Origin of the sequence: Gordonia sp. DT219, from assembly GCF_049847065.1 — a bacterium.
Classification (GTDB): Bacteria; Actinomycetota; Actinomycetes; order Mycobacteriales; family Mycobacteriaceae; genus Gordonia.
In genome coordinates this window covers 176,907-200,430 of sequence record NZ_JBNCNR010000006.1, presented here as the reverse complement: position 1 = coordinate 200,430, position 23,524 = coordinate 176,907, and the positions used below count along the sequence as shown (strand labels likewise).

Here is a 23,524-nt window from a genome sequence, read left to right as displayed (position 1 = left end):
CATCCCCCTCGAACGGCCGCGCCGACCCACCATCACCGGCACCACGATCCGCACCCGTATCACCCGCCGGACCATCCCGGCGAGCATCCCCGACCGACGGACGATCCACCGGCAGCGGCCCGCCCCGCTCACCCGGGCCACCCCCAGACACCGGCCGGGCGCCTTCCGGAACCCCCGCCGAAACCTGCGACCCCACACCACGATCCACGCCCGCACCCTCAACACCCACCGCCGACGCCACCGACTCTGCCCGCACCGCCGTCAACATCCGCGGCACCCCCGCACCGTCAGGCCGCGCCGACACCACCGCACCCGACGCCGCCGGATGCTCCGCAATCGCCGACACCACCGGCCGACCCCCACCAACACCCGACCCAGCACCCGATCCGGCAGCCGATCCGGCAGCCGCCGCACCACCCGACACCGAGCCCGCGCCCCCCGACACATGACCCGCCGCAGCGACCGCGGCGGGCGCCGCCGCACCCGCCGCGGCCGGCGCCGCACCCCCCGACATCGCCGCTCCCCCCGACGTCGCCGCTCCCCCCGAGGCCGACGCCGACGGCGTAGCCGCTGCAGTCGACGAACCCGATTGCACCCCAGCACTTTCCGAACCCCCGTTCACCAAAGGAGCAGTACTGCCCGCCCCCTCACCCGACGCCGCCACCGAACCCTCGGGATGAGGCTGCGCCTGCGGCACCCCAGAACCAGCAGCCCCCTCACCAGAATCCCCACCACCATGCGCAGCCCCCGCAGCCACCGACGACCCCTGACCCCCCACGCCACCGCCGGACGCAGCCGCCTCGGCGGGTACGCCGCCGGACACGATCGCGCCATCCAGGTGCCCAACAATTCCGTGATCACCCAACACCGCCGCGTCCCCGCGTGCCGGCGAACCACCCACCACACCGGTAACCGATTCCCGCCCAGTCAACCCCGCAGTCAGCCCACCACCCTCAGGCTTCCCCGGCAACGAACCCATCAACGACGACCCAAAAAAACCCGCAGCATTGAAATGCCCGCCGGTCAACAACATCGCCCCACCATTACCCGCCGCACCACTGACATAACCGATCACCCCACCACGAGCCAAAATCGCGGCCTTCGACGTGTTCTCGGAGACCTTCCCGAACAGCCGGTCAGCGAACTTACTCATCCCCACACTCGACACCCCGCCGATCGCCCCACCCAACGCATACGACTCCACCACCATGCCGAGCTGCTTCACATCGATCTCCGACCGATGCCCCTGCGACATCTGATAACCCTGAATACCGAGTTCCTGCACCACCCCCAACGCCGACCACTTCAACGTCTCAGCCACAATCTTGCCGACCGTGGTCTGAACCAACTCCTTGATCGTGGTCACCGCAACCGTCTTACCGACCTGCTCCACGATCTCCTTGATCAACGTGCGTTCCATCACCGCGATCGCCGCACGAGTAATCGCCTGAACAATCGGAATATCGGCCAACGACCCGCCACACGTCTCCCACGCATTAGCGAGCGCAAAAGCAATCTGCACCGCCGCAATACCCAACGACGCCAAAATCGTCAACTTCGTGTACTGGATCTGAGTACCCGTCGCCGACGCCAACTCAGCCAAACCATCCATACCCTCGGCCAACTTGTCGACCGCATAATCACCCGAGAACATCTTCGAGAACTCATCAGCAATCGCCTGCGCCGAAGCACCCTCGATCACCGACAACGTCTCCTGAGTAACCGAATTCAACTCCGGAACCAAATCCCGCAACCGATCAGCATGCGAACGCCACGAATCAGCGATACGCCACATCGCATCCTCATCACCCTGCGGCCACTTCTCACCAGCCAGATACGACACCCACTGCAACGACCCCGGAATCCCGATCGTCACAATGCAACCCCACTCGCGTGAGAACGAAGCTCAGAACAACCGTTCACATCCCCGCCGAGTCGCCACCCCATCACAGTGGCTCCCCCCACGACGCACAGCAACTCGTCGAACGCGAACCCGAGTCGCTCGTCCGCCACACTTCCCCCACCTAGGCGCCCTGCACAGTCGTCCGCAATACTTCCACAGCCGAATGACCGCCGCGAGCGGACCCCGACACAGTTGTCGAACCGCGGCCTCGGCCTGCTTCGTGGTCGAGCCCACCAGCACGGCGCCCGCGACACCGCGCCATGTCGGCGCCGGAGACAACATCGCCACCCGGGCGCTCGGCCACGCGATATGCTGGCACCCCGGGGACAGCGTCGACGAAAAAGCCCCCCACCTGCCTGAGCAGGTGAGGGGCTGCCGTGGAGCTGCCGGGAATTGAACCCGGGTCCTCCGTCGGGTCGGCGGGGCTTCTCCGTGTGCAGTTCACTATGTCTCTACTCGGATCTCCCGGTCACGTGAACCAGCCGAGATGACGATCCCAGTCGCTGTTGGTTGTCCCATCCGCACCCGCGACCGGTGCGAACGGTGAGCTCTCAGAGATGATGCCGGCACCGGACTTGAGAGCAGAGTCCGGGCCGACAGACTACGGGCCCGCTGTCAGGCAGCGAGGGCGTAGTCGCGCTGATTCTTATCGGCGCTTAATTGGTTGCCGCGACGCTTATACGGTGGTCTCTGGCCTGCACCGACACGCTTCCCCCGCCTCGGCGTACAGAGTCGAAACCGATCAGCCCCGAGACAGGTGTCCTCCGATCTCTCGGCGGACAGTCCATTGTAACAACTCGTCGTGTCCGGTTCATTCCCTTATCCCCGGATCGTCATGTCGCCGGATCGTCATGTCGCCGGATCGCCCGTGTCACTGGATCGACAGCACCACCGTGTCGTCGACCCCGACCCGCACGGTCAGTGCACCGTTCGCGGCCTGATACCGGCGGCCCGTCCACGCGTCGACGGCGGAGACCGACGCGTCGCCGGTCAGTCCGAGGCTGGAGAGGGTCACCGTCATGGTCCGCGGGTGATCGGCCCGGTTGGTCAACGACACGACCAGCCCCTTGGCACCGAGCGCGCGGCTCCAGATCTCCGGGTCGTCACCGACCACGGCGCCGGCCCGGACGCGCTCGTCCTGATCGATGCCGATGATCGCCTCGTTGGCCAGGATGTCGCGGGTGCGGGCGCTCATCGTCGTTAGGTCGTTGCCGGCCATCAGCGGCGCGGCGGTCATCGCCCACAGCGCCATCTGGGTGCGTTCCATCGCGGGGGTGAGCTGATTGCCGACCCCGACGACGAGTGAGTCCATGTCGAGGAAGCTGCCGTCGGTCACGCGAGCGCCGATCTTCGATACGGCGTCGATGATGTCGACGATGCCCTGATTTCCCGACGCCGGCGTGGAGGTGGCGCCGGGCGGCCGGGTGGTCCAGGCGGCGGTGATGTCGTTGGTGGCGCGCGTCGTCGTCGCCACTCCGCCCCAATCGAATTCGGCGCCGGGCACCGATCCGGCGACGCCGCTGTTGGGGTTGATGCTGTAGACCATCCGACGTCCGGTGGCCCGGATGGCGTCGCGCATGGCGGTGAACGACGCGACCTGATCGTCATGGTCGGCGTCGCTCGAGCACCAGTCGTATTTGACGAGGTCGACACCCCAGGAGGCGAAGGTGCGCGCATCGGTCGACTCGTGGCCGCCGCTGCCGGTGGCGCCCGGACGGGTACCGCCGAACTGGGCGCAGGTCTTGTCCCGCGCGCCGGCGTAGATGCCGAACTTCAGCCCGCGCGAATGCACGTATGCGGCCAATGCGGCCATCCCCGACGGGAATCGGGCCGGGTCGGCCGTCAATGCACCGGCTCCGTCGCGGGTGGGCGCCGACCAGCAGTCGTCGACGACGACGTATCGATACCCCTTGGCGGCCAGGCCCGTCGACACCAACGCGTCGGCCTGCGCGCGCACGATCTGCTCGGTGATGTTGCAGCCGAAGGTGTTCCAGCTGTTCCAGCCCATCGGCGGGGTGGCCGGCAGGCCGCTGATAGCGGGCGGGTTCCCGCCGATGCGGGCGTTGTTGTCGGCGGTGTTCGGTGCACAACCGAGGACCAGTGCCGTCAATGCCACCAGCACCAGAAGACCGCGCAATACCGGCCCGCGCAGCACCGGTCCCCGCAATACCGGTCCGTGCGGCATGACCAGACGACGGCCGGTGGCCCGGTGCGAGGGCGTCGAGGCCGTCAGCACCGGATCACATGCCCTTGACGCGCCGGCCGATCTCGCGGGCGACCTCGCGTTGCGCGGTGCGTCGCGCGATGTCCTGGCGTTTGTCGTGGGCCTGTTTACCGCGGGCCAACGCGAGTTCGACCTTGGCGCGGCCGTCGCTGAAGTACATCGACAGCGGCACCAGGGTCAGGTTGCCGTCGCGGATCTTGCCGATGAGGTTGTCGATCTCACTCCGGTGCATCAGAAGTTTGCGGTTGCGGCGCGGCGCGTGGTTGGTCCACGATCCGCTGCCGTACTCGGCGATGTTGAGCCCGCGCAACCAGACCTCGCCGTCGTCGATGGTGGCGAATGCGTCCACCAGCGACGCCTTGCCCTCACGCAGACTCTTCACCTCGGTGCCGAGCAAGGCGATACCCGCCTCGTAGGTGTCGAGGATCGTGTAGTTGTGTCGCGCCTTACGATTGGACGCGATCAGGTTGCGTCCCTTTTCTTTCACCATGTCGGTGGATTCACCTCCTCACTCGCGAACGTAGACACGCAGCGTGACATATCCGGTCACCGCTGCCAACACAATTCCGCCGATGACGAGCCACGGCGAGACGAACAACACGTCGCCCGCGGTCACTCTGGGCACGATGTTGACCCCATACAACCCGGCCAGCGCCCGGTCGAAGAAGAACACCTTTGCCAGGAACAGTCCGCCGACCGCCAACAATGATCCGATCAGCGCGGCGATCACCGCCTCGAGCAGGAAGGGCAGTTGGGTGTACCAGCGGGTCGCGCCGACGAGTCGCATGATCGACACCTCGGTGCGTCTGGTGAAGGCCGCGATCTGCACCGTGTTGACGATCAGCAGGATCGCGGCGACGGCCAGGATCGCGGCCACCGAGAATGCGGCATTTCGCACGCCGTCGAGAACCCCGAAGATGCGTTTCACCAATTCTCGCTGATCGAGTGCGCCTTCGACCCCGAGGTCTTGTCTGCCGGCAAACGCGTTGTACGCCTCGTCGAAGCGGTCGGCATCGGCCATCCGGACCTTGAACGACGCCTGCGAAAAGGTGTCCTGGGTGATCTGGTCGGCGATCTCCGGAGAGGTCTCGGCGAACATCTCCTTGGCCGCCTGATATCCCTCTTGCGCGCTGACGTAGGTAACCGACCCGACGCCGGCCTGTTTCTCCAGGTCGGCGCGCAAGGTGGTGCACGGTGCCTGCCGGCAGTTGGGGTCGGCCTTGGAAACGTCCTCGTTGAGAAAGAACTGCATCTCGACGCGGTCGAGGAAGATCTGTTGACTCTTGTCGGCCATCTGGATCACCAGCAGTCCCCCGCCGAACATGCCGAGCGTGATCGCGGTGGTGATGATCATCGCGGCCGTCATGGTCAGATTGCGGCGGAAGCCGTTGAAGACCTCACTGAAGATGAAATTGGCTCGCATCGGATGTCCTTTGGTCGTCGTGGTGGCCTCGGTGACGGGTCGCTGGTCACGCACACGTGCGGATCGCGACGACGGCGTCAGCCGATGCCGTAGACGCCTTGCTCGTCGTTACGTACCAGTCGTCCGTTGTCGAATTCGAGGACCCGCCGGCGCATGGCGTCGACGATGTGCCGGTCATGGGTGGCCATCACGACGGTCGTGCCCCGCCGGTTCACCCGGTCGAGGACGTCGACGATCTCCTCGCTGGTCTCCGGGTCGAGGTTCCCGGTCGGCTCGTCGGCCAAGAGCACCAACGGCCGGTTGGCGATCGCGCGTGCGATGGCCACACGCTGCATCTCGCCGCCGGAGAGCTCGTAAGGCATGCGTTCGAGCTTGCCCTCGAGACCCACGTAGTCGAGCACCTCGGGCACGACCTTGCGGATCATCGACGGTGGCTTGCCGATCACCTCCAGCGCGAACGCGACGTTGTCGGCGACCGACTTCTGCTGCAGGAGCCGGAAATCCTGGAACACGCAACCGATCGACTGCCGCAACTTGGGCACGAGCCGGCTCTTGAGCGTGTTGACGTGGAAGTCGCCGACGTAGACGTTGCCCCTGGTGGGCTTGTCCTCCTTGAGCAGCAGCCGGAAGAAGGTCGACTTCCCCGAACCCGACGGCCCGATGAGGAATGCGAACTCGCCCTTCTCCACCTCCAGAGACAGCTCGGCCAGAGCCGGCCTACTGGCGGCTTTGTACTTCATCGTGACGTTGTCCAGCGTGATCACAGGGAGCAGTGTAACGACGACGCCTGAGAAGCCCGCTCAGGCGCACGTGGGGCGCGCCGCGATCCGAACCGGTCCGATCAGACGGTTCGAGAATGCCTGTTCATCGCCTCGCGAGGCCCGGCCTGCTGCATCATCGCGAGGGCACCGTCGTGGTCTCGGTCGTGGTCTCCCATGGCATTTGGAACCCGGGGACGATGCCGTTGGTCGGAGTGGTCGGTTGCCCTGATCCGGTTTCCGATACCGGACCGCCGCCCGAGCCGGGCCGGCTCGGCCCCGACGACGCGCCCGAGGACTCACTCGAAGACGAAGGCGACGACGACGTGCTCGACGAGGGGGTGGTGGACGATCTGCTGAAGGTGGGCTCGGTGGTGCGGACGACCTGACGCGGCGCGTTGACCGGCTCGGGTGGCGGAGCATATCGCTGCGAGGTGTACCCGTAGATCACCCAGCACACGATGAACATCACGATCAACACGGTGGTGCTGGTCCTGATACGTGTGTGATAGAGATGCCCCCAGTTGCGTGCGCGCCACGCGCTGCGGTGCCGGCCGCCGCCGTTGTCGCCGCCCGCGGTGACCGGCCGTTCGCCGGCCTGCGTGGGTTCGGCCTGCGTGGGTTCGGCCTGCGTGGGTTCGGTCTGCGTGGGTTCGGCCTGCGTGGGTTCGGCCTGTGTGGGCTGGGCGTGCTCGCCCGCCGATTCCTCGGGGCCACCGCTCTGCTCGGCCGGGTGCTGGGGCGTGGAGGGTCCCGGGATCACCGGTATGGGGTCGGTGGCGGTGGGATCTCCGCGCCTGCCGGCTTCCGGGCCGGGCCCGGATGCTCGCCTTTCATCCGGGATCTCGTCGTCGCGCCCGGGCCCGCCTTGGTGATGGGTCATGTCTGCTCACCTCGGCCGACGGGGTCGGCGGCGTGGGTTGCCGGCGGTCCGGCAGCCGCTTGGGCGTCGCGACCCGGTGCCACGCTGATGCCCTCCCGGGCGAGCGCGCGGACGATCGCGATCCGCAGCGCACGACTGACCTCGAACTGTTTGCCGGGCAGGGTCCGCGCCACCATGCGCACGGTGACCGAGTCGAGTTCGAGATCGGTCACGCCCAGCGAGGACGGCGCGTCGAGAAGCAGATCGTGCCACCTGGTGTCGTCGTAGAACTGTTGACCGACCCGGTCGAGCGTCTCGTTGGCCAGTCCGATGTCGGCCTCGGCCGGCACCGGCACGTCGACCACCGCGCGCGCCCAATCCTTCGACAGGTTGGTGGCCTTGATGATCTGCCCGTTGGGGACGGTGATGACCTCACCCTCGCTGGTACGCAGTTTGGTCACGCGCAGGGTCACGTCCTCCACGGTGCCATCGGCCTCACCGTTACCGGTGGTGGTCAGACTCACCACGTCGCCATAGCCGTACTGCTTCTCGGCGACGACGAAGAACCCGGCCAAGATGTCCTGTACGACGCGCTGGGCACCGAAACCGAGCGCCGCACCGATCACCGCTCCCGGTCCGGTCAGACCGGTGATCGGGATGTCGAGGATCACCAGGAAGCGGATCAGGACCACGATGATCACCGCGACGATGAGCACCCACGCCACGACGTCGACGAGGGCGCGCCGATGTTTGGAGTCCTCGGTCTGAACGATCAGATCACTGTTGTGGAAGCTGCTGTCGACGCGCGCGGCGTACTTGTCGGCCGTCCAGCGGATGAGCCGGATGACGATGAGGCCACCAAGCGTCCAGGTGACCATCTGCAACCCGTTGGTCACCAACCAGACGTAGATGGATCCGATCAGCTGTCGGGTGGCGTCCTGCGGGTTCGCCGCCGCCAGCAACTCAGGCGCCGACATCAACTCAGGCGCCGACATCGGCCATTCGCCAGCGGATACCCGCCTCGATGAACTGGTCCAACTCGCCGTCGAGTACGGCGGTCGGGTTGTTGCTCTCCACGTTGGTCCGCAGATCCTTCACCATCTGATAGGGGTGCAGGACGTAGGACCGCATCTGATTGCCCCAGCTCGATCCGCCGTCACCCTTGAGTGCGTCGAGTTCGGCACGCTCCTCTTGGCGTTTGCGTTCGAGCAGTTTGGCCTGCAGCACCCGCATCGCCGACGCCTTGTTCTGCAGCTGACTCTTCTCGTTCTGACAGGTGACGACGATGCCGGTGGGCAGATGCGTCAACCGCACCGCGGAGTCTGTGGTGTTGACCGATTGACCGCCGGGGCCCGACGACCGGTAGACGTCGACCTTCACCTCGTTCTCGTCGACGTCGATGTGGTCGGTGGTCTCGACGACCGGCAGCACCTCGACCTCGGCGAATGAGGTCTGACGCCGTCCCTGGTTGTCGAACGGGCTGATGCGGACCAGCCGGTGGGTCCCCTGCTCGACCGAAAGCGTGCCGTACATGTAGGGGGCCTTCACGGCGAACGTGGCCGACTTCAGACCCGCCTCCTCGGCGTAGGAGGTGTCGTAGACATCGACCGAGTAACCGTGCTGTTCGGCCCAGCGCACATACATCCGCATCAGCATCAGCGCCCAGTCTGCGGCATCGACGCCGCCGGCGCCCGACCGGATGTTGACCAGCGCATCGCGCTGGTCGTATTCGCCCGCGAGCATCGTCTTGACCTCCATCGCGGCGATGTCGGTACGTAGGCTCTGCCGCTCGGCGTCGGCGTCGGCGAGTGCGGCGGTGCGGTCGTCGCCCTCCTCCGATTCGGCGAGTTCGTAGAGCACCGGCATGTCCTCGACCCGCTGGCGTAGTTCGGTGACCCGGCGCAGTTCCGCCTGCGCGTGGGAGAGCTCGCTGGTGACCTGCTGCGCGTGCTCCTGGTTGTTCCACAACTCGGGGTCGGAGGCCTGCATCTCGAGTTCCTCGATGCGGCGGCGCAGTTCATCGACGTCGAGCACCTTCTCCACGGTCGTGAGAGTGGCGTCGAGGGATTCGAGATCTGCGGTCACATCGGGATGCACGGTTACTCAGGGTACCGGCTACCGGGCCGGTGGTGGCATCTCGCCCGGACCGGGCGCCTGCGGCGGCAGTTCGCCGAAATGCCAACTGGTCTCGGCCTTACCCGGCTTGTAGACGACCGGATGGTACGAGCCGATCTGCGGCCACGGCTGGCCGTCGGCGAGCACCAACGTGCCGTATACCTCGGCCGGTTCGGTACCGGGACCGATGATGGTGCCCGAAACGGTGCAGTACGCGTCGCCCTTGCTGTCGGCCTCGGGCCGATCACTGACACCGGTCACGGTGAGCCGGCCCTGCACGAGTCCGGCGCCGCCGCGCGCCCCGCCGCCGAACCCGACCCGGCGGCCACGCATCTGCATGATCATCGCGACGGCGATGACCGCCAGGAGGATGGCAATCGTCACGGTGATCCACATGCGGCCAAGCTTACCGGGGAGATCAGCCGCGTTAGGCTGTCGCGCGTGACGACCATCCCCGACACCGATCTCGATCTCGCGCTGTCGTTGGCCGCAGCGGCCGACGAGCTGACGATGTCACGCTTTGGCGCCCTCGATCTGCAGGTGACGCGCAAACCCGACCTCACCCCGGTCTCTGACGCCGACCTCGCCTGCGAACGGATGATCCGCGATCGGCTGGCGCAGGCACGCCCCGACGACGAGGTACTCGGCGAGGAGTTCGGTGGCGAGGCCGCGCTGACCGGACGGCAGTGGGTGATCGACCCGATCGACGGCACCAAGAATTTCGTGCGCGGGGTGCCGGTGTGGGCGACGCTGATCGCGCTGCTCGTCGACGGGATTCCGGTGCTCGGCGTCGTCTCCGCACCGGCGTTGCGGCGCCGCTGGTGGGCGCAGGACGGCGCGGGCGCGCACGCGGAATTCGACGGCCGGACGCGTGCGCTGTCGGTGTCGCAGGTGGGTGAGGTGCCGTCGGCCAGCCTCGCGTTCTCGAGCCTGTCCGGCTGGGCCGACGCCGGTATCCGCGAGCAGTTCCTCGCACTGACCGACAAGGTCTGGCGTGTGCGTGGTTACGGCGACTTTTTCACCTATTGCCTGGTCGCCGAGGGTGCCGTGGACATCGCCGCCGAACCGGAGGTATCGCTGTGGGACCTCGCACCCCTCGACATCCTGGTCCGCGAGGCGGGCGGGCGGTTCACCGCGCTCGACGGGGCCCCGGGGCCGCGCGGGGGCAGCGCGGTGGCCACCAACGGATTGCTGCACGACGCGGTACTCGGCGCTCTGCGTCCACGCTGAGAGTCCCCCGGCGGCGACATCAAGCGCGCGGCCTCGGTATCTCGACGGCGGCGTAACGTCGGTCGCATAAGCGATACCGGGCGTGCACGGCAGCACGCCGAGGCGGAGATTCGGCGTAACTGGAGACTCGGCGTGACACGATTCGATCGTTCCCGACGCGGTTCGAGCGCGGCGCTTGTGCGGCACGGGTGGCTCGTACTACTGATTCTCACCGCCACCGTGATCACCGTCTTCTCGGTGATACGCCTCGGCTACGGTGCCGACAATTCGTCCCCCGCGCGCGCCGAGGACCGCCAACCGGTGTCGACACCCGAGCCGAATGCCACCGACGTGCCGGCGAAGCCCGATCCATGCGCAGGCAATACCGAACCGCGGCGGGTGACGGTGAGCATCTCCGCGCAGGACCTGTGGTTCTGTGAGCGGGACAAGGTGATCCGCTACTCGCCGGTCACCACCGGGACCGCCGAGCATCCGACGCCCACCGGCTCGTGGCGCATCCTCTACCACGAAACAGATCGGGACCTGTCCGGCCCCGGCTACGTCGTGTTCGTCCGTTATTGGCTTCCGTTCTCCGGCGACTTCGGATTTCACGACTCGCCGTGGCAGAAGTTCCCGTACGGCGACCGCGACCGGTACAAGACCTCCGGTTCACAAGGCTGCGTCCACGTGCCGGAGCCGACGATGGCCGCACTGTATGACTGGGCGGGCGACGGGACTGCGGTGACCGTCATGGCGTGATGGTGACCAAATACACTGCCGCCCAACAGTATTCAGAATTCGGATGAGGTCAGAGGCTGCTCGGCGCCTCTGGGTCGAGAACCCGGAATTCCGTTGCGCCGTCCTTCATCTCCGACAGCCGCGCGTAGTGGATGCCGGTGCCCGCGTCGGAGAGGATCGCCTGGTGGATCGGCACCGCGACGCGCGGCGCCATCGCGCGCAGGTAGTCCACCGATTCACTGAGTTTCATCCACGGTGCCGCCGACGGCAGTGCGAGCACGTCGATCGCCTCGAACGGGATGTAGAAGGCGTCGCCCGGATGCATGAACCGGCCGGCGCCCGCCGCCGAGTCGAGGATGTAGGCGATGTTGTCGACGACCGGGATCTCCGGATGGATCACCGCGTGCCGGCCACCGGTCATCCGCGCGGTCACCGTGCCGATCTCCACCTGATGCCCGGGGTGCGCCGCGGTCCACTCCCCGGCCGAGTCGGCATCGTTGAGTTGCGTGGCGGTCTGCGGGTCGGCAAAGCGCAGGGCCTGCGGATTGCCTGCGATCAGGTCGGGCAGCCGGGCGAGATCACAGTGGTCGGGATGCTGATGGGTGATCAGGATGGCGTCGAGTCCGGTGATCCCCTCGAATCCGTGCGACATGTTGCCCGGATCGAACAGGATCTTCTTTCCCTCGAGTTCGACCAGGAGACACGAGTGACCGAAGTGCGTGAGATGCATGGTCTCCACTGTGCTCCCGCACCCACCGCGGTGCCAGCCATCCGCGCTCCCGGCGTTGCGCACCGCGGACGTGACAAACTTCTTACCGCAGAGTAAGGTGCCATCTTACTGCCGGGTAAGATAGTGTTCCGGAGCCGGACCCTGCATCAATTGCTCTATACCACTGCGAGAAATGGTGAACATGTCAACTCACACCGAACCCCGCGACACCTCCGCCGTCGGGAAGAATCGGCATCCACGCAACTTCATCGGCACCGCGATGCGTGTGCTGACCACCGTGACCGGCTCCGAGTTCGCCGAGAAGTATCAGATCCGCGAGCCGATCAACCGGATCGCGTACCAGGCCACCAAGACCGGATTCCAGACCCTCGGCGCTGCCAACCGCGCATTCCAGAAGGTCCAGGGCGGCTCCGCACCGGCCAAGCGCCTGACCACCACCCCCAAGGGCTACTTCAACCTCAACCCCGACGACGAACAGCAGATGATCGCCGAGACGGTCAAGGAGTTCGCCGAGGAGATCCTGCGTCCGGCCGCCTATGACGCCGACGCCGCGGCCGCCGCGCCCGAGGAGATCGTCAAGCGTTCCGCCGAGCTCGGCATCACCATGATCAACGTGCCCGAGGAGTTCGAGGGAGCGGCCACCGAGCGCGGAGTGGTCACCAACGCGCTGGTCGCCGAAGCCATGGCCTACGGCGACATGGGTCTGGCGCTGCCGCTGCTCGCGCCGAGTGGCGTGGCCACCACGCTGACCAACTTCGGCAGCGACGGCCAGCAGAAGACCTACCTGCCCGACTTCGCCGGTGAAAGCGTTCCGCAGTCGGCCGTCGTGATCGCCGAGCCGCGGCCGCTGTTCGACGCATTCTCCTTGCAGACCAAGGCAACTCGCGTGCCCAGCGGGTACCGGCTCAACGGTGTGAAGTCGTTCGTCCCGGCCGCAGGCTCCGCCGAGCTGTTCATCGTCGGCGCCCAGCTCGACGGCCGGCCCGCGCTGTTCATCGTCGAGTCCGACACCAAGGGCCTGATCGTCGAGGCCGACCCCGGCATGGGCGTGCGCGCTGCCGGCATGGGGCGCCTGCTGCTGCAGGATGTCGCGGTACCCGAGACCGCGCTCGTCGGTGAGCAGACCGGCGACGCGGCATTCGCCGCTTACCGCGACGTCGTGCGTCTGTCGCGTCTGGGCTGGTCGGCGCTGGCCGCCGGCACCGCCAAGGCCGTCCTCGACTACGTCATCCCCTACGTCAACGAGCGCGAGGCCTTCGGCGAACCGATCTCCAACCGGCAGGCCGTCGCCTTCATGGTCGCCACGATCGCCACCGAACTCGACAGCATCCGTCTGGTCACGCTGCGCGGTGCATCGCGCGCCGAGCAGGGTCTCTCGTTCGCCCGTGAGGCGGCACTGGCCCGCAAACTGACCATCGACAAGGGCCTGCAGATCGGGCTCGACGGCATCCAGCTGCTCGGTGGGCACGGCTTCACCAAGGAACATCCGGTCGAGCGCTGGTACCGCGACCTGCGTGGCGCGGGCATCGGCGAGGGCATCGTCGTCCTCTGACGACGCCAGAACCAGCGAGGTAGAAGACATGAGCATCAATCTGGAACTGCCGAAGAAGCTCGGCGTCACCATCGATCAGGCCCATCAGGCCGCGGCGGAGATCTTCCGTCCGATCTCGCGCAAGTACGACCTGCGTGAGCACGACTATCCCGTCGAACTCGACACCCTGGCCAGCCTGTACGACGGGCTCGCCGAGACCGGCCAGGCCGGTGCGGGTGCCGACGCCGGCCGCGGCAAGGAGTCGTCCGAGCCCAAGCCCGCGGGCACCGTCGTCAACGGCGGCAACATGCAATCGGTCGTCAACGTCATGGAGACCTCGTGGGGTGACGTCGGCTTGATGCTGTCGATCCCCTACCAGGGTCTGGGCAATGCCGCGATCGCCGCGGTCGCCGACGACGAGCAGCTCAAGCGCTTCGGCAAGGTGTGGGCGGCCATGGCCATCACCGAGCCGAGCTTCGGGTCGGACTCGGCGGCGGTCACCACCACCGCCACCCGCGACGGCGACGACTACGTCATCAACGGCGAGAAGATCTTCGTCACCGCCGGGTCGCGCGCCAGCCACATCGTGGTGTGGGCGACCGTCGACAAGAGCCTCGGACGCGCCGCGATCAAGAGCTTTGTGGTGCCGCGTGAGCATCCGGGCGTCGAGGTGGCCCGACTCGAGCACAAGCTCGGAATCCGGGTGTCCGACACCGCGGTCATCCGATTCGAGAACTGCCGCATCCCCAAGGAGAATCTGCTCGGCAGCCCCGAGGTCGACACCAAGAAGGGCTTCGGCGGGGTCATGCAGACCTTCGACAACACGCGGCCCCTGGTCGCGGGTATGGCCGTGGGGGTGGCCCGGGCTGCGCTCGAGGAGTTGCGGCACGTCCTCGAGGACGCGGGCATCGAGATCGACTACGACAAGCCCGCCGTCGACCAGCACGCGGCCGCAGCGGAATTCATCCGCATGGAATCGGATTTCGAGGCCGCCTACCTGCTGACGATGCGCGCCTGCTGGATGGCCGACAACAAGCAGCCGAACTCGCTCGAGGCCTCCATGGCCAAGGCGAAGGCCGGCCGCACCGGCACCGACATCACCAACAAGGCGGTCGAATTGGCCGGCACGCCAGGCTATTCCGAGCGTCTACTGCTGGAGAAGTGGGCCCGCGACTCGAAGATCCTCGACATCTTCGAGGGCACCCAGCAGATCCAGCAGCTGATCATCGCCCGCCGTGTGCTCGGCAAGAGCAGCGCCGAACTGAAGTGAACTGAGTTCCATCACCTGAGCTCGACCGTCTGAGCTCGACCATCGGTGGCGCACTCCCTTGCGGGGTGCGCCACCGATTGCGTTGGGAGGACTCAGTACAACAGCGTGCGATAGTTGCTCTCGGCGTACCGCTGCTCCAGCGCCGCCTCGTCGAGTTCGGGCATGAGCTTCTTGGTCAGCTGTGCGGTACTGGGCAGGTCGTCGGGATGCCAGGTCTCCGGATGCCAGAGGTCTGAACGCAGAAAAGCCTTGGCGCAGTGGAAGAACACCTCTTCGACGGTGATCTCCAGCGCGAGGATCGGACGGCGCCCCTTGACCGCCAGCTCGTCGAAGTAGTCAGGTCCACCGCGGTCGTCCCCATCACGATGATCACAGTCGACGATGCGCGCAGTCCCGTTGATACGCAACGTGTCCCCGCGTCCCGGCACGATCGCGATCGTGCCGACGTGCGGATTCGCCAGGACGTTCAGATATCCGTCGACCCGCTTGTTGCCGGGCCGCTCGGGGATGACGATGGTGCGCTCGTCGAGCACATGCACCACCTTGCCGGGCGGATCCCCCTTGGGCGAGACGTCCATCCGGCCGGCGCCGTCAGAGGTGGCGACGAACACCATCGGCGACGCCGACAACCACTCGATGTGCACGGGCTCGAGCGCGGATTTCACCTTCTTCACCACCATCTCGGCGGGCTCGCCGACGATCGCGCGCAACTGTTCCTCGGTGGTGATCTCCATGCCGCCATGATGGCAGATCGGCCGCGACCCACTCCGGGGCGATCGTCAGCCGACGTCGGTATCGGCCGGCACCAGCAACAACGGCACGCGGCGTTTTCCGATCATCCGTTGCGCCACCGACTGGCCGAACCATCGATCGAGGTGTGACACCAGTCCCCCGCGTGGGCTGCCGATCGCCACCAACAGCGCCGAATACCGGTCGGCGACGGTCGCGATCAGGTCGGCTGCCGAGCCGTGACCGCTGTGATAGGTCCACGATGCCGGCAGCGTGTCGAGCAATTCTCGCGCGGCGAGCGCGTCCTCGTTGACGGTGGCGGCGAATTGCGCATCCCAGTCGGGCGCATCCGGATCGAGGGGCTCGTCATCGAGATCGACGATGTGGACGACGTGCACGTGTGCGTCGAGTTGATGCGCGAGCATCACCGCGAAGCGGACCGCGGCGACGCTGTCGGGATGGCGGTTCCAGCCGACGACGATGGCCGCCCGCGCGGCCACCGCCGGTTGTGGACCGCGCCGATGCCGACGCAGCGGGCCGTCGTCGTCGGACTGCCCGAATCCCCGGGTCTGCGAACCGTGTGTTCCTGCCATCCGTCGACCTCCTCAGATCGCCCACGCGAGGGCGAGTCCCCCGGCACACGCGGCCACCGATCCGACCACCGACCCCACCGCGTTGATCAGTCCGAGTACCCCGTGCCGTTGTTGGACGAGCCGGACCGATTCCACCGACGCGGTGCTGAATGTCGTGTAGCCGCCGCAGAATCCGGTGCCCGCGATCACCTGCAACTCGCCCGGAGCACCGTGCGAGATCACCAGGCCCGCAAGCACTCCCAGCAACAACGAGCCGGTCACATTGATGAGCAGGGTTGCCCACGGGAACGTCGTCGGCCGCCATTGCTTGATGGCGCCGTCCACCACGAAGCGTGCGACGGCACCGAGCGCGCCGGCCACCAGTACCGCGATCACCGTCATCGGACCTCTCCCTTCCACCACCGCAGCGCCGTTGCGGCCGCTGCGATCCCGAGCCAGGCGCACCCGATGCCCGCCACCACACTGATGGCGGCGTAGGCGATCCCGAGGCCGACCGCCCCATGGTGTCCGAGCTGTGTCGTCTCCAGCGCGAACGAGCTGTAGGTGGTGTACGAACCGCAGAATCCGGTGCCCACCAGCACCCGCATCCGGCGGCGCCACCCGTTGTCGGGCCCGGACAGTGCCAGCACCTCGAGGACCGCGCCGAGGAGAAAGGCACCGCTCAGGTTGATACCGAAAGTGGCCCACGGCCATCCGGTTCCGTGGGTCGGGAACAACTCTTCGATGAGGTAGCGCAGACCGGTGCCGACGATGCCGCCGACGAAGACGAGGGCAACCGCCACCGGCTGCAGATGCAGCGGGCGCGGTGCCGGGCTGTCGGGATCGATGGGCACGGATGCGGCGAGCGCATCGGAAGCCGGTTCCGGGGTGAGATCTGCACCCACGACAAAGCTCCTTCCGTCAGGCGGAACAGGAACTATCAGCCGACGACGGCGGTTCGGGCCACGCGGCCCGGGCGAGATCCATCACCCGCGGCGAATACTACTCGACACGGATCTGCCGAGACCTGAGGGCGACCACGGCGGGCACACCGAGCCCGATCACGGCTGCCACCACCAGCCCGAGCACCGTCTCGCCGACCCGTTCACCGAGGCGACCGGGCGCGGTGCCCGCTGTCGTCGCACCCAGCATGAGGATGACGAGAAAGGTGGTGAACGTCGGCAGCACATACCATCGGCTGCCGCGGGTCCCGGCCGCCGTCGCGAGTGCGATCCCGACCATCACCGCGACGACCCATGCCGGCGCGTACTGCACCAAGATCACGGCAAGTGCGCCGCCGGTGACGACGGAAACGAACCGTCCCGCAGTTCGCCACAATTGCATGTCGGGGTCGGGGCGCATGACGAGAAGTGCGGCGGCACATGCCCATCCGACGTGATCGAAATCGAAGGCGTAGCCGATGCCCGCGGTGAGGGCACCGACCGCGCCGACCCGCAGGCCGTAGTTCAGTCCGGGCGACCGGCCGCCGAGGCGCCCGGCGGCGTCGGCAGGCAGCAGTCGACCGGGGATCACGATCGCGACCGTGAACGCCGCGGCCGCGCCGAGCAGGAACAGTCCGGTGATCCGTAGCCCGCTCTCGATGCCCGCCGAACTCAGACCGACCCCGGTCAGTGGCGGCGCGATGCCGATCAGCACCGCCGATACGCGGGGACCCGCCCAGGCGAGTGCCGACCACACCGCCAGCAACGGCAGCACCGCCATCACGGCGACCGCCACCACCGGAAAGGGCGAGACCGCCGAGCCGATGATGATCGGCAATCCGACGATCAGTGCCGTGCCCGGGATGATCAGCCTGGCCCGCCGCGAACGCGGGATCCCGGCGATGAGTGCGGGGATGAGGCCGATCGCGAGTGCGGCGCCCGCGCCCACATCGACCACCGCGGTCACCACGACTGCCGGAACGGCCGCGATCAATGCAGCCACCGCGGGCACCCAGTGCCAGGCCAGAATCGGTTGCGCCGGTGCGTCGGTGGTCACCCGCTCACGGTATTCGCGCCGGGCCGAGCATGTGCGGTATCCGCCTCGGGGGTTACCGAGCCGCCCGACGCCGGGGTTCAGTCGCCGAGCTGTCGTGCCAATGCCGTCAACACGTCGGCATCCTCGATGGTCGAGGGCACCGCGTACTCCTCGTGGTCGGCGATCTGGCGCATCGTCTTTCGCAATATCTTGCCCGAACGAGTCTTCGGCAGGCCCGGCACCACGGTCACGTCGCGGAAGGTTGCCACGGCCCCGATCCCGTCACGGACCATGGCGACCAGCTCATCCCGCAATGTGCCGGGGTCGATCTCGACACCGGACTTGAGGACCACATATCCACTCGGGCGCTGCCCCTTGAGATCGTCGTGAATGCCGATCACCGCGCATTCGGCCACCGCCGGGTGCGCCGCGACGACAGCCTCGATGCTGCCCGTGGACAACCGGTGTCCGGCGACGTTGATGACATCATCGGAGCGGCCGAGGACGAACACATATCCGTCGGCATCGATATAGCCGGAGTCGCCGGTCAGGTAGTAGCCGGGAAATGCGTTGAGATAGGAACTGCGATAACGCGGCTCGTCACGCCATAAACCCGTCAGGTTTCCCGGTGGCAGCGGTAGCTCGATGACGATGTTGCCCTCGGTCCCGGCGTCGACGACGTTGCCCGCGGCGTCGACGATCCGGACCTGGTATCCGGGCACGGGTACGGTCGGCGAGCCCGGCTTGATCGGCATCGGGTCGAGTCCGCGCAGATTGGCTGCGATCGCCCAGCCGGTCTCGGTCTGCCACCAATGGTCGACGACGGGCACGCCGAGTACGGCACCGGCCCACTCGTAGGTGTCGGGGTCGAGGCGTTCGCCTGCGGCAAACAGGGTGCGTAGCGATGAGACGTCGTATTCGGCAAGCAGTTTCGCGTCGGGGTCGGCCTTGCGGATGGCGCGGATGGCGGTCGGCGCGGTGAACAGCGCCTTGACCCGGTGCTCGGAGATCATCCGCCAGAACGCACCCGCATCGGGAGTCCCCACCGGCTTGCCCTCGTACATGATCGTCGTCGCCCCGGCCAGCAGTGGCCCGTAGACGATGTAGGAATGGCCGACGACCCAGCCCACGTCGGACGCCGTCCACCACACGTCGCCGGGACCGATGTCATAGATGTTGGCCATCGACCAGGTCAGGGCAACGGCGTGACCACCGTTGTCGCGCACCACACCTTTGGGTTTCCCCGTCGTGCCGGAGGTGTAGAGGATGTACAGCGGATCGGTCGCGGCGAGCGGCACCGGCTCTACCGGCGACGCCGACGTCAGCGCGTCGTCCCAGTCGAGCCAGCCGTCGTGGTCGGCGGCCGATCCGGGGACCTCGTCCCGATTCTTGACGATGACCGTGGCCGGCGGCTTCTGCGCGAGTGCGAGCGCCTTGTGCACGATCGGCAGGTACTCGACGGTGCGGCCCGGTTCGAGGCCACCGGACGCGGTGACGACGGCGACCGGCTCGGCGTCATCGATGCGGGTCGCCAATTCCGGCGCGGCGAACCCACCGAAGACCACCGAGTGCACCGCGCCGATCCGCGCGCACGCGAGCATCGCGATCGCCGCCTCGGGGATCATCGGCAGGTAGATGACGACACGATCGCCGGCCCCGACGCCCGCGGACGCCAGCACGCCGGCGAAGCGCGACACCTCCGCGAGCAGTTCGGCGTAGGTGAAGCGACGTACCGCGTCCACCATCGCCGAATCCCAGATGAGTGCCATGCGGTCACCGTGGCCGGCGGCGACGTGCCGGTCGAGCGCATTGAAACAGGTGTTGAGTGTGCCGTCGGGAAACCAGCGATATATCGGTGCCTGCGAATCGTCGAGCGCGACCGACGGCGGCGTCGACCATTCGACCTCGCCGGCCGCGGTGAGCCAGAACGACTCACGATTGTCGATGCTTTGCGCAAACGCGTCGCTATAGCCGGCCACTGGCGTCCTCACGTCGATCGATCGCGCGGCAACCGGGTGCTGGGCCCGGTCACCGCATTGCGGGTTCGAGCGTAATCAGCGCACGCAGCGATTGCCCGGACTTCGTCCGGATCGGCGACGGTGTCACCCCAGAAAGGGTGTCACCCCAGAAAGGGTGTCACCCCAGAAAGGTGTCACCCCGGCAGCTGTCATTCCAGATAGTTCTCGACCACATCGGCGGGCCGGGCCGACGCGTCGTCGGGATCTTGTCCGGCATGCCGCCGGGCCTGTCGCTGCCGGAGGAGGTCCCAGCACTGGTCGAGGGACACCTCGAGTTCACGCAGTCGGGTGTGCTCGGCACTCTTGCTGATCTCCCCTTGCCCGAGTTGCCCGCGCAACTCGTGCTCTTCGCCGATCAGCTCGGTGATGTGGTCCCGGATGGACTTGTCGCTATTGCGAATCTCGTCGGCCATACCCTCGACCGTACCCGCGAAGTGAACTCAGCTGCTCACTTAGCGGCGTCGTATGCCTCGATGATCTCGCTGGCGATACGTCCGCGATCGCTGACCTCATATCCGCTTTCGCGGGCCCATTCGCGCACCGCTTTCAGGTCGCGCGACGACGAGCGGGATCCGCGTGCCGTGCGCGACCGGCGGGTTCCCGCCGAACGTGAGGCAGTGACGTATTTATCGAGATCCTCCCGGAATTGCTTGGCATGTGCCGGCGAGGTATCGAATTCATAGGTTTTGTTGTCGACGCTGAAGGTGATCGTAACCGCATCCTTCAACTCTTTTCCGTCAAGATCATCGACGTATGCGACAACGGTTCGGCGTGCCATTGCGAGCCCCCTCATAGAACTGTCAGTGTGAATGCAATCGAACGATAGCATCGCCGTGCATTTACTTCCCCTATCCGGGGCGCCATTTCCATCATTCGGCTCGAACATCAATAGATAGTTGACAACCGTCTAACTATTGAGGATTCTTCGCGGTCCACAAATATGGGACAGCCGCGACAATCTACGCAACGCCGACAGCGCTCGCCATGACACCGACAGCGCGCACCGGGTCGCCGACCGCGTTTCCGACGATACCGAGCAACTCACCCGGCGTTGCCCAAAGGGCGTCTGTCACAGGCCGAGCAGCGCCGTCACGTCGGCCGTGAGGGCAGTGATGCGTTCGGCGGCGGCCGCGTGCGGGACGTCCTCGCCGCGCATGATGACCTCGAGGTAGCACTTGAGTTTCGGCTCGGTGCCGGATGGTCGGACGATGACGCGGTCGTCGGCCGCGGTGCGGTAGAGCAGTCCGTCGGTCGGCTGCAGGCCCGCGCCGCCGTCCTCGAGATCTCGGGACTCGACGACCGGCGATCCGGCGAATGCCGCGATCGGTGCCGAGCGCAGCCGGGCCATCGCGTCGGCGATCGATTCGGGATCGTCGACGCGGAAAACCAGTGTCGCCGTTGCGTGTAGCCCATGTGTCCGAGCCAGCTGATCGAGCTGGTCCTGAAGGGTCTGGTCGGCCGCGGCGAGTTCTTCGACCAAACTGATGATCCGCACCGCGGCACCGATTCCGTCTTTGTCGCGCACGGCATCCGGGTCGGTGCAGTAGCCGATCGCCTCCTCGTAGCCGTACCGCAGACCGGGCGTGCGCGCGATCCACTTGAATCCGGTGAGCGTCTGCGCGAAACGCAGGCCGTGCGCCGCGGCGATGCTGCCCAGGAGTCGGCTCGACACGATCGAGCACGCCAGAGTCTCGCCGGGACGTGAGTCGTCGGCGGCGGCCTGTTCACCGAGCAGCGCACCGATCTCGTCGCCGGACAGTTGACGCCAGTGGCCGTCGCGGCCGACGATGGCCACCGAGCAGCGGTCGGCGTCGGGGTCGAGCGCGACGACGACGTCGGCGCCGATCTCGCGCGCTCGCGCTATGGCGAGGTCGAGGGCGCCCGGCTCCTCGGGGTTCGGGAACGCCACGGTGGGAAAGTCGGGGTCCGGCCGGAACTGGGCGGTGACCGGGTGGACGTCGGGGATGCCGGCGGCCGCCAGCACCCGCAGCGCGGTCGTGCCGCCGACTCCATGCATCGGGGTCAGCACGACGCGCACGGTGGACGGCATCCGCGAACGCCGGTGCCCGGCCATCCGGGCGATGTAACCGTCGACGACCGACGCGTCGGCCTTCGCAATGTGCTCGGTGCTGCGCGCAATCGCGTCGGCCGGTGGAGCGGCCGCGATCCGGGCGGCGATCTGCGCGTCGGCGGGCGGCACGATCTGCACGCCCGCGCCGTCGGGATCGGTGGCCCGGCCACCCAGATACACCTTGTAGCCGTTGTCGGCGGCCGGATTGTGCGACGCGGTGATCATGATTCCGGCGTCGGCGTCGAGCGCACGCACGGCGTAGGCGGTGACCGGTGTGGGGAGTTGCTCGGGCAGTGCGATCGCCCGCAAGCCGGCACCGGAGAGAACCTCGAGAGCCGCATCCATGAAGGCCGAAGAGCCATGGCGCGCATCGCAACCCACGACCACCGTGGCATCGGCGCCGACCGTGTCGCGGAGATGGCCCGCAAGTCCGGCGGTGGCGCGAACGACGACGGCGACGTTCATCCGGGATTCGCCCGCACCTACGCGCCCACGCAGCCCGGCCGTGCCGAACTCCAAGGGCCCGGCGAATCGTGAGTCGAGGTCGGCACGGGCCGCCGCATCACCCGAACGCGCGGCGGCGACGAGGTCGGCGAGTTCGGTGCGGGTCGCGTCGTCGGGGTCGTGCTCGAGCCAGGCCGTCGCCCGGTCGATCACCGCGTCGATCCCCACACTCACTTCTCACGCCTTCCGGTCATTCGCGTCGACCCGAAGGTACCAAGCGGGAGACCGCTCGCCCGACGCGGCGAGAAAGCGGTTCGGCCCCCGACCGCTGATGCGATCGGGGGCCGAACCTCCGTGGTAGCGGGGACAGGATTTGAACCTGCGACCTCTGGGTTATGAGCCCAGCGAGCTACCGAGCTGCTCCACCCCGCGTTGCGACACCCAGCATACCGGTCGCCGAAGGGCGAGACGATGCCACCCCTCGTCGGACCTCGTAGCGTCTGGACAGAGAAGCGCATGACCGAGGAGGAGCCCGTGCCCGAGGAGGAGCCCGTGCCCGACGTAGACCTGGACATGCTCGTCATCGCGATGTCCGACAACGGCGACATCGTCACCAACTACCTCGATCCCGCGACCGGCGACGACTACCGCGACATGGAAGTCTTCATCGCCCGGATCCGCGACGATCAGCTGTCCGAACAGTCGCGCGGGTGCCCGCGCCGCCCGCTCCTCGCCGTGGGTGCGCGACGGCGGCTCCTGGCAACTCCTGCACCACCAGGGCACACCGATCCCGCCGGTCGGGACATAGGTGGGACATAGGGACATAGCATTCAGGCCCGGAACCTTGATGAAGGTTCCGGGCCTGAATGGCGTTGGTAGCGGGGACAGGATTTGAACCTGCGACCTCTGGGTTATGAGCCCAGCGAGCTACCGAGCTGCTCCACCCCGCG

Annotated in this window: 24 protein-coding genes, 2 tRNA genes, 1 other RNA gene and 1 riboswitch; of the genes, 5 read left to right on the top strand and 22 right to left on the bottom strand. The window is 67.0% G+C overall.

Translation table 11 applies throughout. The features are described from left to right. The 10 genes from ACPXB3_RS10775 to ACPXB3_RS10730 all read right to left on the bottom strand — a co-directional run. A partial coding sequence (locus ACPXB3_RS10775; protein ID WP_425727563.1) for a WXG100 family type VII secretion target occupies positions 1 to 1,876 on the bottom strand: 1,876 nt, incomplete at its 3' end. Between the two features lie 402 nt (positions 1,877 to 2,278). Next, positions 2,279 to 2,653, bottom strand: a transfer-messenger RNA (tmRNA) gene (gene ssrA / locus ACPXB3_RS10770). 121 nt (positions 2,654 to 2,774) lie between these two features. Beyond that, entirely contained in the window at positions 2,775 to 4,139 is a 1,365-nt protein-coding gene (locus ACPXB3_RS10765; protein WP_425704645.1) for a glycoside hydrolase family 27 protein, read from the bottom strand. Positions 4,140 to 4,143: 4 nt separating this feature from the next. Continuing rightward, complete coding sequence (gene smpB / locus ACPXB3_RS10760; RefSeq protein WP_425704644.1) at positions 4,144 to 4,617, bottom strand: SsrA-binding protein SmpB; 474 nt, start codon at positions 4,615 to 4,617, stop codon at positions 4,144 to 4,146. A gap of 18 nt (positions 4,618 to 4,635) precedes the next feature. Beyond that, the gene (gene ftsX, locus ACPXB3_RS10755) at positions 4,636 to 5,550 is read right to left on the bottom strand and encodes a permease-like cell division protein FtsX (RefSeq protein ID WP_425704643.1); all 915 of its coding nucleotides are present in this window, start codon (positions 5,548 to 5,550) and stop codon (positions 4,636 to 4,638) included. Between the two features lie 77 nt (positions 5,551 to 5,627). Continuing rightward, positions 5,628 to 6,314 carry a cell division ATP-binding protein FtsE gene (gene ftsE / locus ACPXB3_RS10750; RefSeq protein ID WP_425704642.1) on the bottom strand — a complete coding sequence of 229 codons (687 nt, stop codon included), beginning with the start codon at positions 6,312 to 6,314 and terminating at the stop codon, positions 5,628 to 5,630. A gap of 130 nt (positions 6,315 to 6,444) precedes the next feature. Next, positions 6,445 to 7,191 carry a hypothetical protein gene (locus ACPXB3_RS10745; protein WP_425727562.1) on the bottom strand — a complete coding sequence of 249 codons (747 nt, stop codon included), beginning with the start codon at positions 7,189 to 7,191 and terminating at the stop codon, positions 6,445 to 6,447. Continuing rightward, positions 7,188 to 8,165: a mechanosensitive ion channel family protein gene (locus ACPXB3_RS10740; RefSeq protein ID WP_425727561.1), complete on the bottom strand. Its 978-nt coding sequence runs from the start codon at positions 8,163 to 8,165 to the stop codon at positions 7,188 to 7,190. The genes ACPXB3_RS10745 and ACPXB3_RS10740 overlap by 4 nt, the downstream gene beginning before the upstream one ends. Then, positions 8,152 to 9,267 (bottom strand): peptide chain release factor 2, encoded by a 1,116-nt coding sequence (prfB, locus tag ACPXB3_RS10735; protein WP_425704639.1) that lies wholly within the window; start codon positions 9,265 to 9,267, stop codon positions 8,152 to 8,154. The genes ACPXB3_RS10740 and prfB overlap by 14 nt, the downstream gene beginning before the upstream one ends. Positions 9,268 to 9,285: 18 nt before the next feature. Beyond that, positions 9,286 to 9,681, bottom strand: a complete 396-nt coding sequence (locus ACPXB3_RS10730) for a hypothetical protein (protein ID WP_425704638.1) — start codon at positions 9,679 to 9,681, stop codon at positions 9,286 to 9,288. A gap of 45 nt (positions 9,682 to 9,726) precedes the next feature. On the opposite strand from ACPXB3_RS10730, the gene hisN reads away from it, so the two are divergent. Both hisN and ACPXB3_RS10720 read left to right on the top strand, forming a co-directional pair. Beyond that, positions 9,727 to 10,515, top strand: coding sequence for a histidinol-phosphatase (gene hisN, locus ACPXB3_RS10725; protein WP_425704637.1), 789 nt, complete (start codon positions 9,727 to 9,729; stop codon positions 10,513 to 10,515). Between the two features lie 132 nt (positions 10,516 to 10,647). Further along, positions 10,648 to 11,253 (top strand): L,D-transpeptidase family protein, encoded by a 606-nt coding sequence (locus ACPXB3_RS10720; RefSeq protein WP_425704636.1) that lies wholly within the window; start codon positions 10,648 to 10,650, stop codon positions 11,251 to 11,253. A 49-nt stretch (positions 11,254 to 11,302) separates the two neighbouring features. Here the strand turns inward: ACPXB3_RS10720 and ACPXB3_RS10715 are convergent, their stop codons facing one another. Next, positions 11,303 to 11,962 carry an MBL fold metallo-hydrolase gene (locus tag ACPXB3_RS10715; protein WP_425704635.1) on the bottom strand — a complete coding sequence of 220 codons (660 nt, stop codon included), beginning with the start codon at positions 11,960 to 11,962 and terminating at the stop codon, positions 11,303 to 11,305. 181 nt (positions 11,963 to 12,143) lie between these two features. On the opposite strand from ACPXB3_RS10715, the gene ACPXB3_RS10710 reads away from it, so the two are divergent. Further along, complete coding sequence (locus ACPXB3_RS10710; RefSeq protein ID WP_425704634.1) at positions 12,144 to 13,514, top strand: acyl-CoA dehydrogenase family protein; 1,371 nt, start codon at positions 12,144 to 12,146, stop codon at positions 13,512 to 13,514. 28 nt (positions 13,515 to 13,542) lie between these two features. Next, complete coding sequence (locus ACPXB3_RS10705; protein WP_425704633.1) at positions 13,543 to 14,763, top strand: acyl-CoA dehydrogenase family protein; 1,221 nt, start codon at positions 13,543 to 13,545, stop codon at positions 14,761 to 14,763. Positions 14,764 to 14,855: 92 nt separating this feature from the next. On the opposite strand, the gene ACPXB3_RS10700 is transcribed toward ACPXB3_RS10705, so the two are convergent. The 10 genes from ACPXB3_RS10700 to ACPXB3_RS10655 all read right to left on the bottom strand — a co-directional run bounded on the left by ACPXB3_RS10700 (position 14,856) and on the right by ACPXB3_RS10655 (position 23,006). Next, complete coding sequence (locus tag ACPXB3_RS10700; RefSeq protein ID WP_425727560.1) at positions 14,856 to 15,497, bottom strand: MSMEG_1061 family FMN-dependent PPOX-type flavoprotein; 642 nt, start codon at positions 15,495 to 15,497, stop codon at positions 14,856 to 14,858. A gap of 45 nt (positions 15,498 to 15,542) precedes the next feature. Next, complete coding sequence (locus ACPXB3_RS10695) at positions 15,543 to 16,085, bottom strand: universal stress protein (RefSeq protein ID WP_425704631.1); 543 nt, start codon at positions 16,083 to 16,085, stop codon at positions 15,543 to 15,545. Positions 16,086 to 16,097: 12 nt separating this feature from the next. Next, complete coding sequence (gene crcB / locus ACPXB3_RS10690; RefSeq protein ID WP_425704630.1) at positions 16,098 to 16,466, bottom strand: fluoride efflux transporter CrcB; 369 nt, start codon at positions 16,464 to 16,466, stop codon at positions 16,098 to 16,100. After that, a complete protein-coding gene (locus ACPXB3_RS10685) occupies positions 16,463 to 16,969 on the bottom strand; it encodes a fluoride efflux transporter FluC (RefSeq protein ID WP_425727559.1) in 507 nt (168 codons plus the stop codon). Before ACPXB3_RS10685 ends, crcB begins: the two co-directional genes overlap by 4 nt. A 19-nt stretch (positions 16,970 to 16,988) precedes the next feature. Beyond that, positions 16,989 to 17,064, bottom strand: a riboswitch (Fluoride riboswitch). Between the two features lie 2 nt (positions 17,065 to 17,066). Then, positions 17,067 to 18,062: an FUSC family protein gene (locus ACPXB3_RS10680; protein WP_425727558.1), complete on the bottom strand. Its 996-nt coding sequence runs from the start codon at positions 18,060 to 18,062 to the stop codon at positions 17,067 to 17,069. Between the two features lie 77 nt (positions 18,063 to 18,139). Further along, entirely contained in the window at positions 18,140 to 20,020 is a 1,881-nt protein-coding gene (locus ACPXB3_RS10675) for a propionyl-CoA synthetase (protein WP_425727557.1), read from the bottom strand. Between the two features lie 188 nt (positions 20,021 to 20,208). Beyond that, the gene (locus tag ACPXB3_RS10670; protein WP_425727556.1) at positions 20,209 to 20,472 is read right to left on the bottom strand and encodes a DUF2630 family protein; all 264 of its coding nucleotides are present in this window, start codon (positions 20,470 to 20,472) and stop codon (positions 20,209 to 20,211) included. Between the two features lie 35 nt (positions 20,473 to 20,507). Then, on the bottom strand, positions 20,508 to 20,837 hold the full coding sequence (locus tag ACPXB3_RS10665; RefSeq protein WP_425704625.1) for a histone-like nucleoid-structuring protein Lsr2: 330 nt from the start codon (positions 20,835 to 20,837) through the stop codon (positions 20,508 to 20,510). Positions 20,838 to 21,128: 291 nt separating this feature from the next. Further along, positions 21,129 to 22,787: a phospho-sugar mutase gene (locus ACPXB3_RS10660; protein WP_425727572.1), complete on the bottom strand. Its 1,659-nt coding sequence runs from the start codon at positions 22,785 to 22,787 to the stop codon at positions 21,129 to 21,131. 142 nt (positions 22,788 to 22,929) lie between these two features. Further along, a tRNA-Met gene (locus tag ACPXB3_RS10655) sits at positions 22,930 to 23,006 on the bottom strand. A gap of 84 nt (positions 23,007 to 23,090) precedes the next feature. Here ACPXB3_RS10655 and ACPXB3_RS10650 point away from each other — a divergent pair. Next, on the top strand, positions 23,091 to 23,393 hold the full coding sequence (locus tag ACPXB3_RS10650) for a hypothetical protein (RefSeq protein ID WP_425704624.1): 303 nt from the start codon (positions 23,091 to 23,093) through the stop codon (positions 23,391 to 23,393). A gap of 54 nt (positions 23,394 to 23,447) precedes the next feature. Here the strand turns inward: ACPXB3_RS10650 and ACPXB3_RS10645 are convergent. Then, positions 23,448 to 23,524, bottom strand: a tRNA-Met gene (locus tag ACPXB3_RS10645).

What these genes read in the sequence shown, in the direction of transcription:
- smpB (WP_425704644.1), bottom strand. Translation starts at nt 4,617, where the DNA reads ATGGTGAAAGAAAAGGGACGCAACCTGATCGCGTCCAATCGTAAGGCG.
- ftsX (WP_425704643.1), bottom strand. Translation starts at nt 5,550, where the DNA reads ATGCGAGCCAATTTCATCTTCAGTGAGGTCTTCAACGGCTTCCGCCGC.
- ACPXB3_RS10745 (WP_425727562.1), bottom strand. Translation starts at nt 7,191, where the DNA reads ATGACCCATCACCAAGGCGGGCCCGGGCGCGACGACGAGATCCCGGAT.
- ACPXB3_RS10740 (WP_425727561.1), bottom strand. Translation starts at nt 8,165, where the DNA reads ATGTCGGCGCCTGAGTTGATGTCGGCGCCTGAGTTGCTGGCGGCGGCG.
- ACPXB3_RS10730 (WP_425704638.1), bottom strand. Translation starts at nt 9,681, where the DNA reads ATGTGGATCACCGTGACGATTGCCATCCTCCTGGCGGTCATCGCCGTC.
- ACPXB3_RS10715 (WP_425704635.1), bottom strand. Translation starts at nt 11,962, where the DNA reads ATGCATCTCACGCACTTCGGTCACTCGTGTCTCCTGGTCGAACTCGAG.
- ACPXB3_RS10710 (WP_425704634.1), top strand. Translation starts at nt 12,144, where the DNA reads ATGTCAACTCACACCGAACCCCGCGACACCTCCGCCGTCGGGAAGAAT.
- ACPXB3_RS10705 (WP_425704633.1), top strand. Translation starts at nt 13,543, where the DNA reads ATGAGCATCAATCTGGAACTGCCGAAGAAGCTCGGCGTCACCATCGAT.
- ACPXB3_RS10700 (WP_425727560.1), bottom strand. Translation starts at nt 15,497, where the DNA reads ATGGAGATCACCACCGAGGAACAGTTGCGCGCGATCGTCGGCGAGCCC.
- ACPXB3_RS10695 (WP_425704631.1), bottom strand. Translation starts at nt 16,085, where the DNA reads ATGGCAGGAACACACGGTTCGCAGACCCGGGGATTCGGGCAGTCCGAC.
- crcB (WP_425704630.1), bottom strand. Translation starts at nt 16,466, where the DNA reads ATGACGGTGATCGCGGTACTGGTGGCCGGCGCGCTCGGTGCCGTCGCA.
- ACPXB3_RS10670 (WP_425727556.1), bottom strand. Translation starts at nt 20,472, where the DNA reads ATGGCCGACGAGATTCGCAATAGCGACAAGTCCATCCGGGACCACATC.
- ACPXB3_RS10665 (WP_425704625.1), bottom strand. Translation starts at nt 20,837, where the DNA reads ATGGCACGCCGAACCGTTGTCGCATACGTCGATGATCTTGACGGAAAA.
- ACPXB3_RS10650 (WP_425704624.1), top strand. Translation starts at nt 23,091, where the DNA reads ATGACCGAGGAGGAGCCCGTGCCCGAGGAGGAGCCCGTGCCCGACGTA.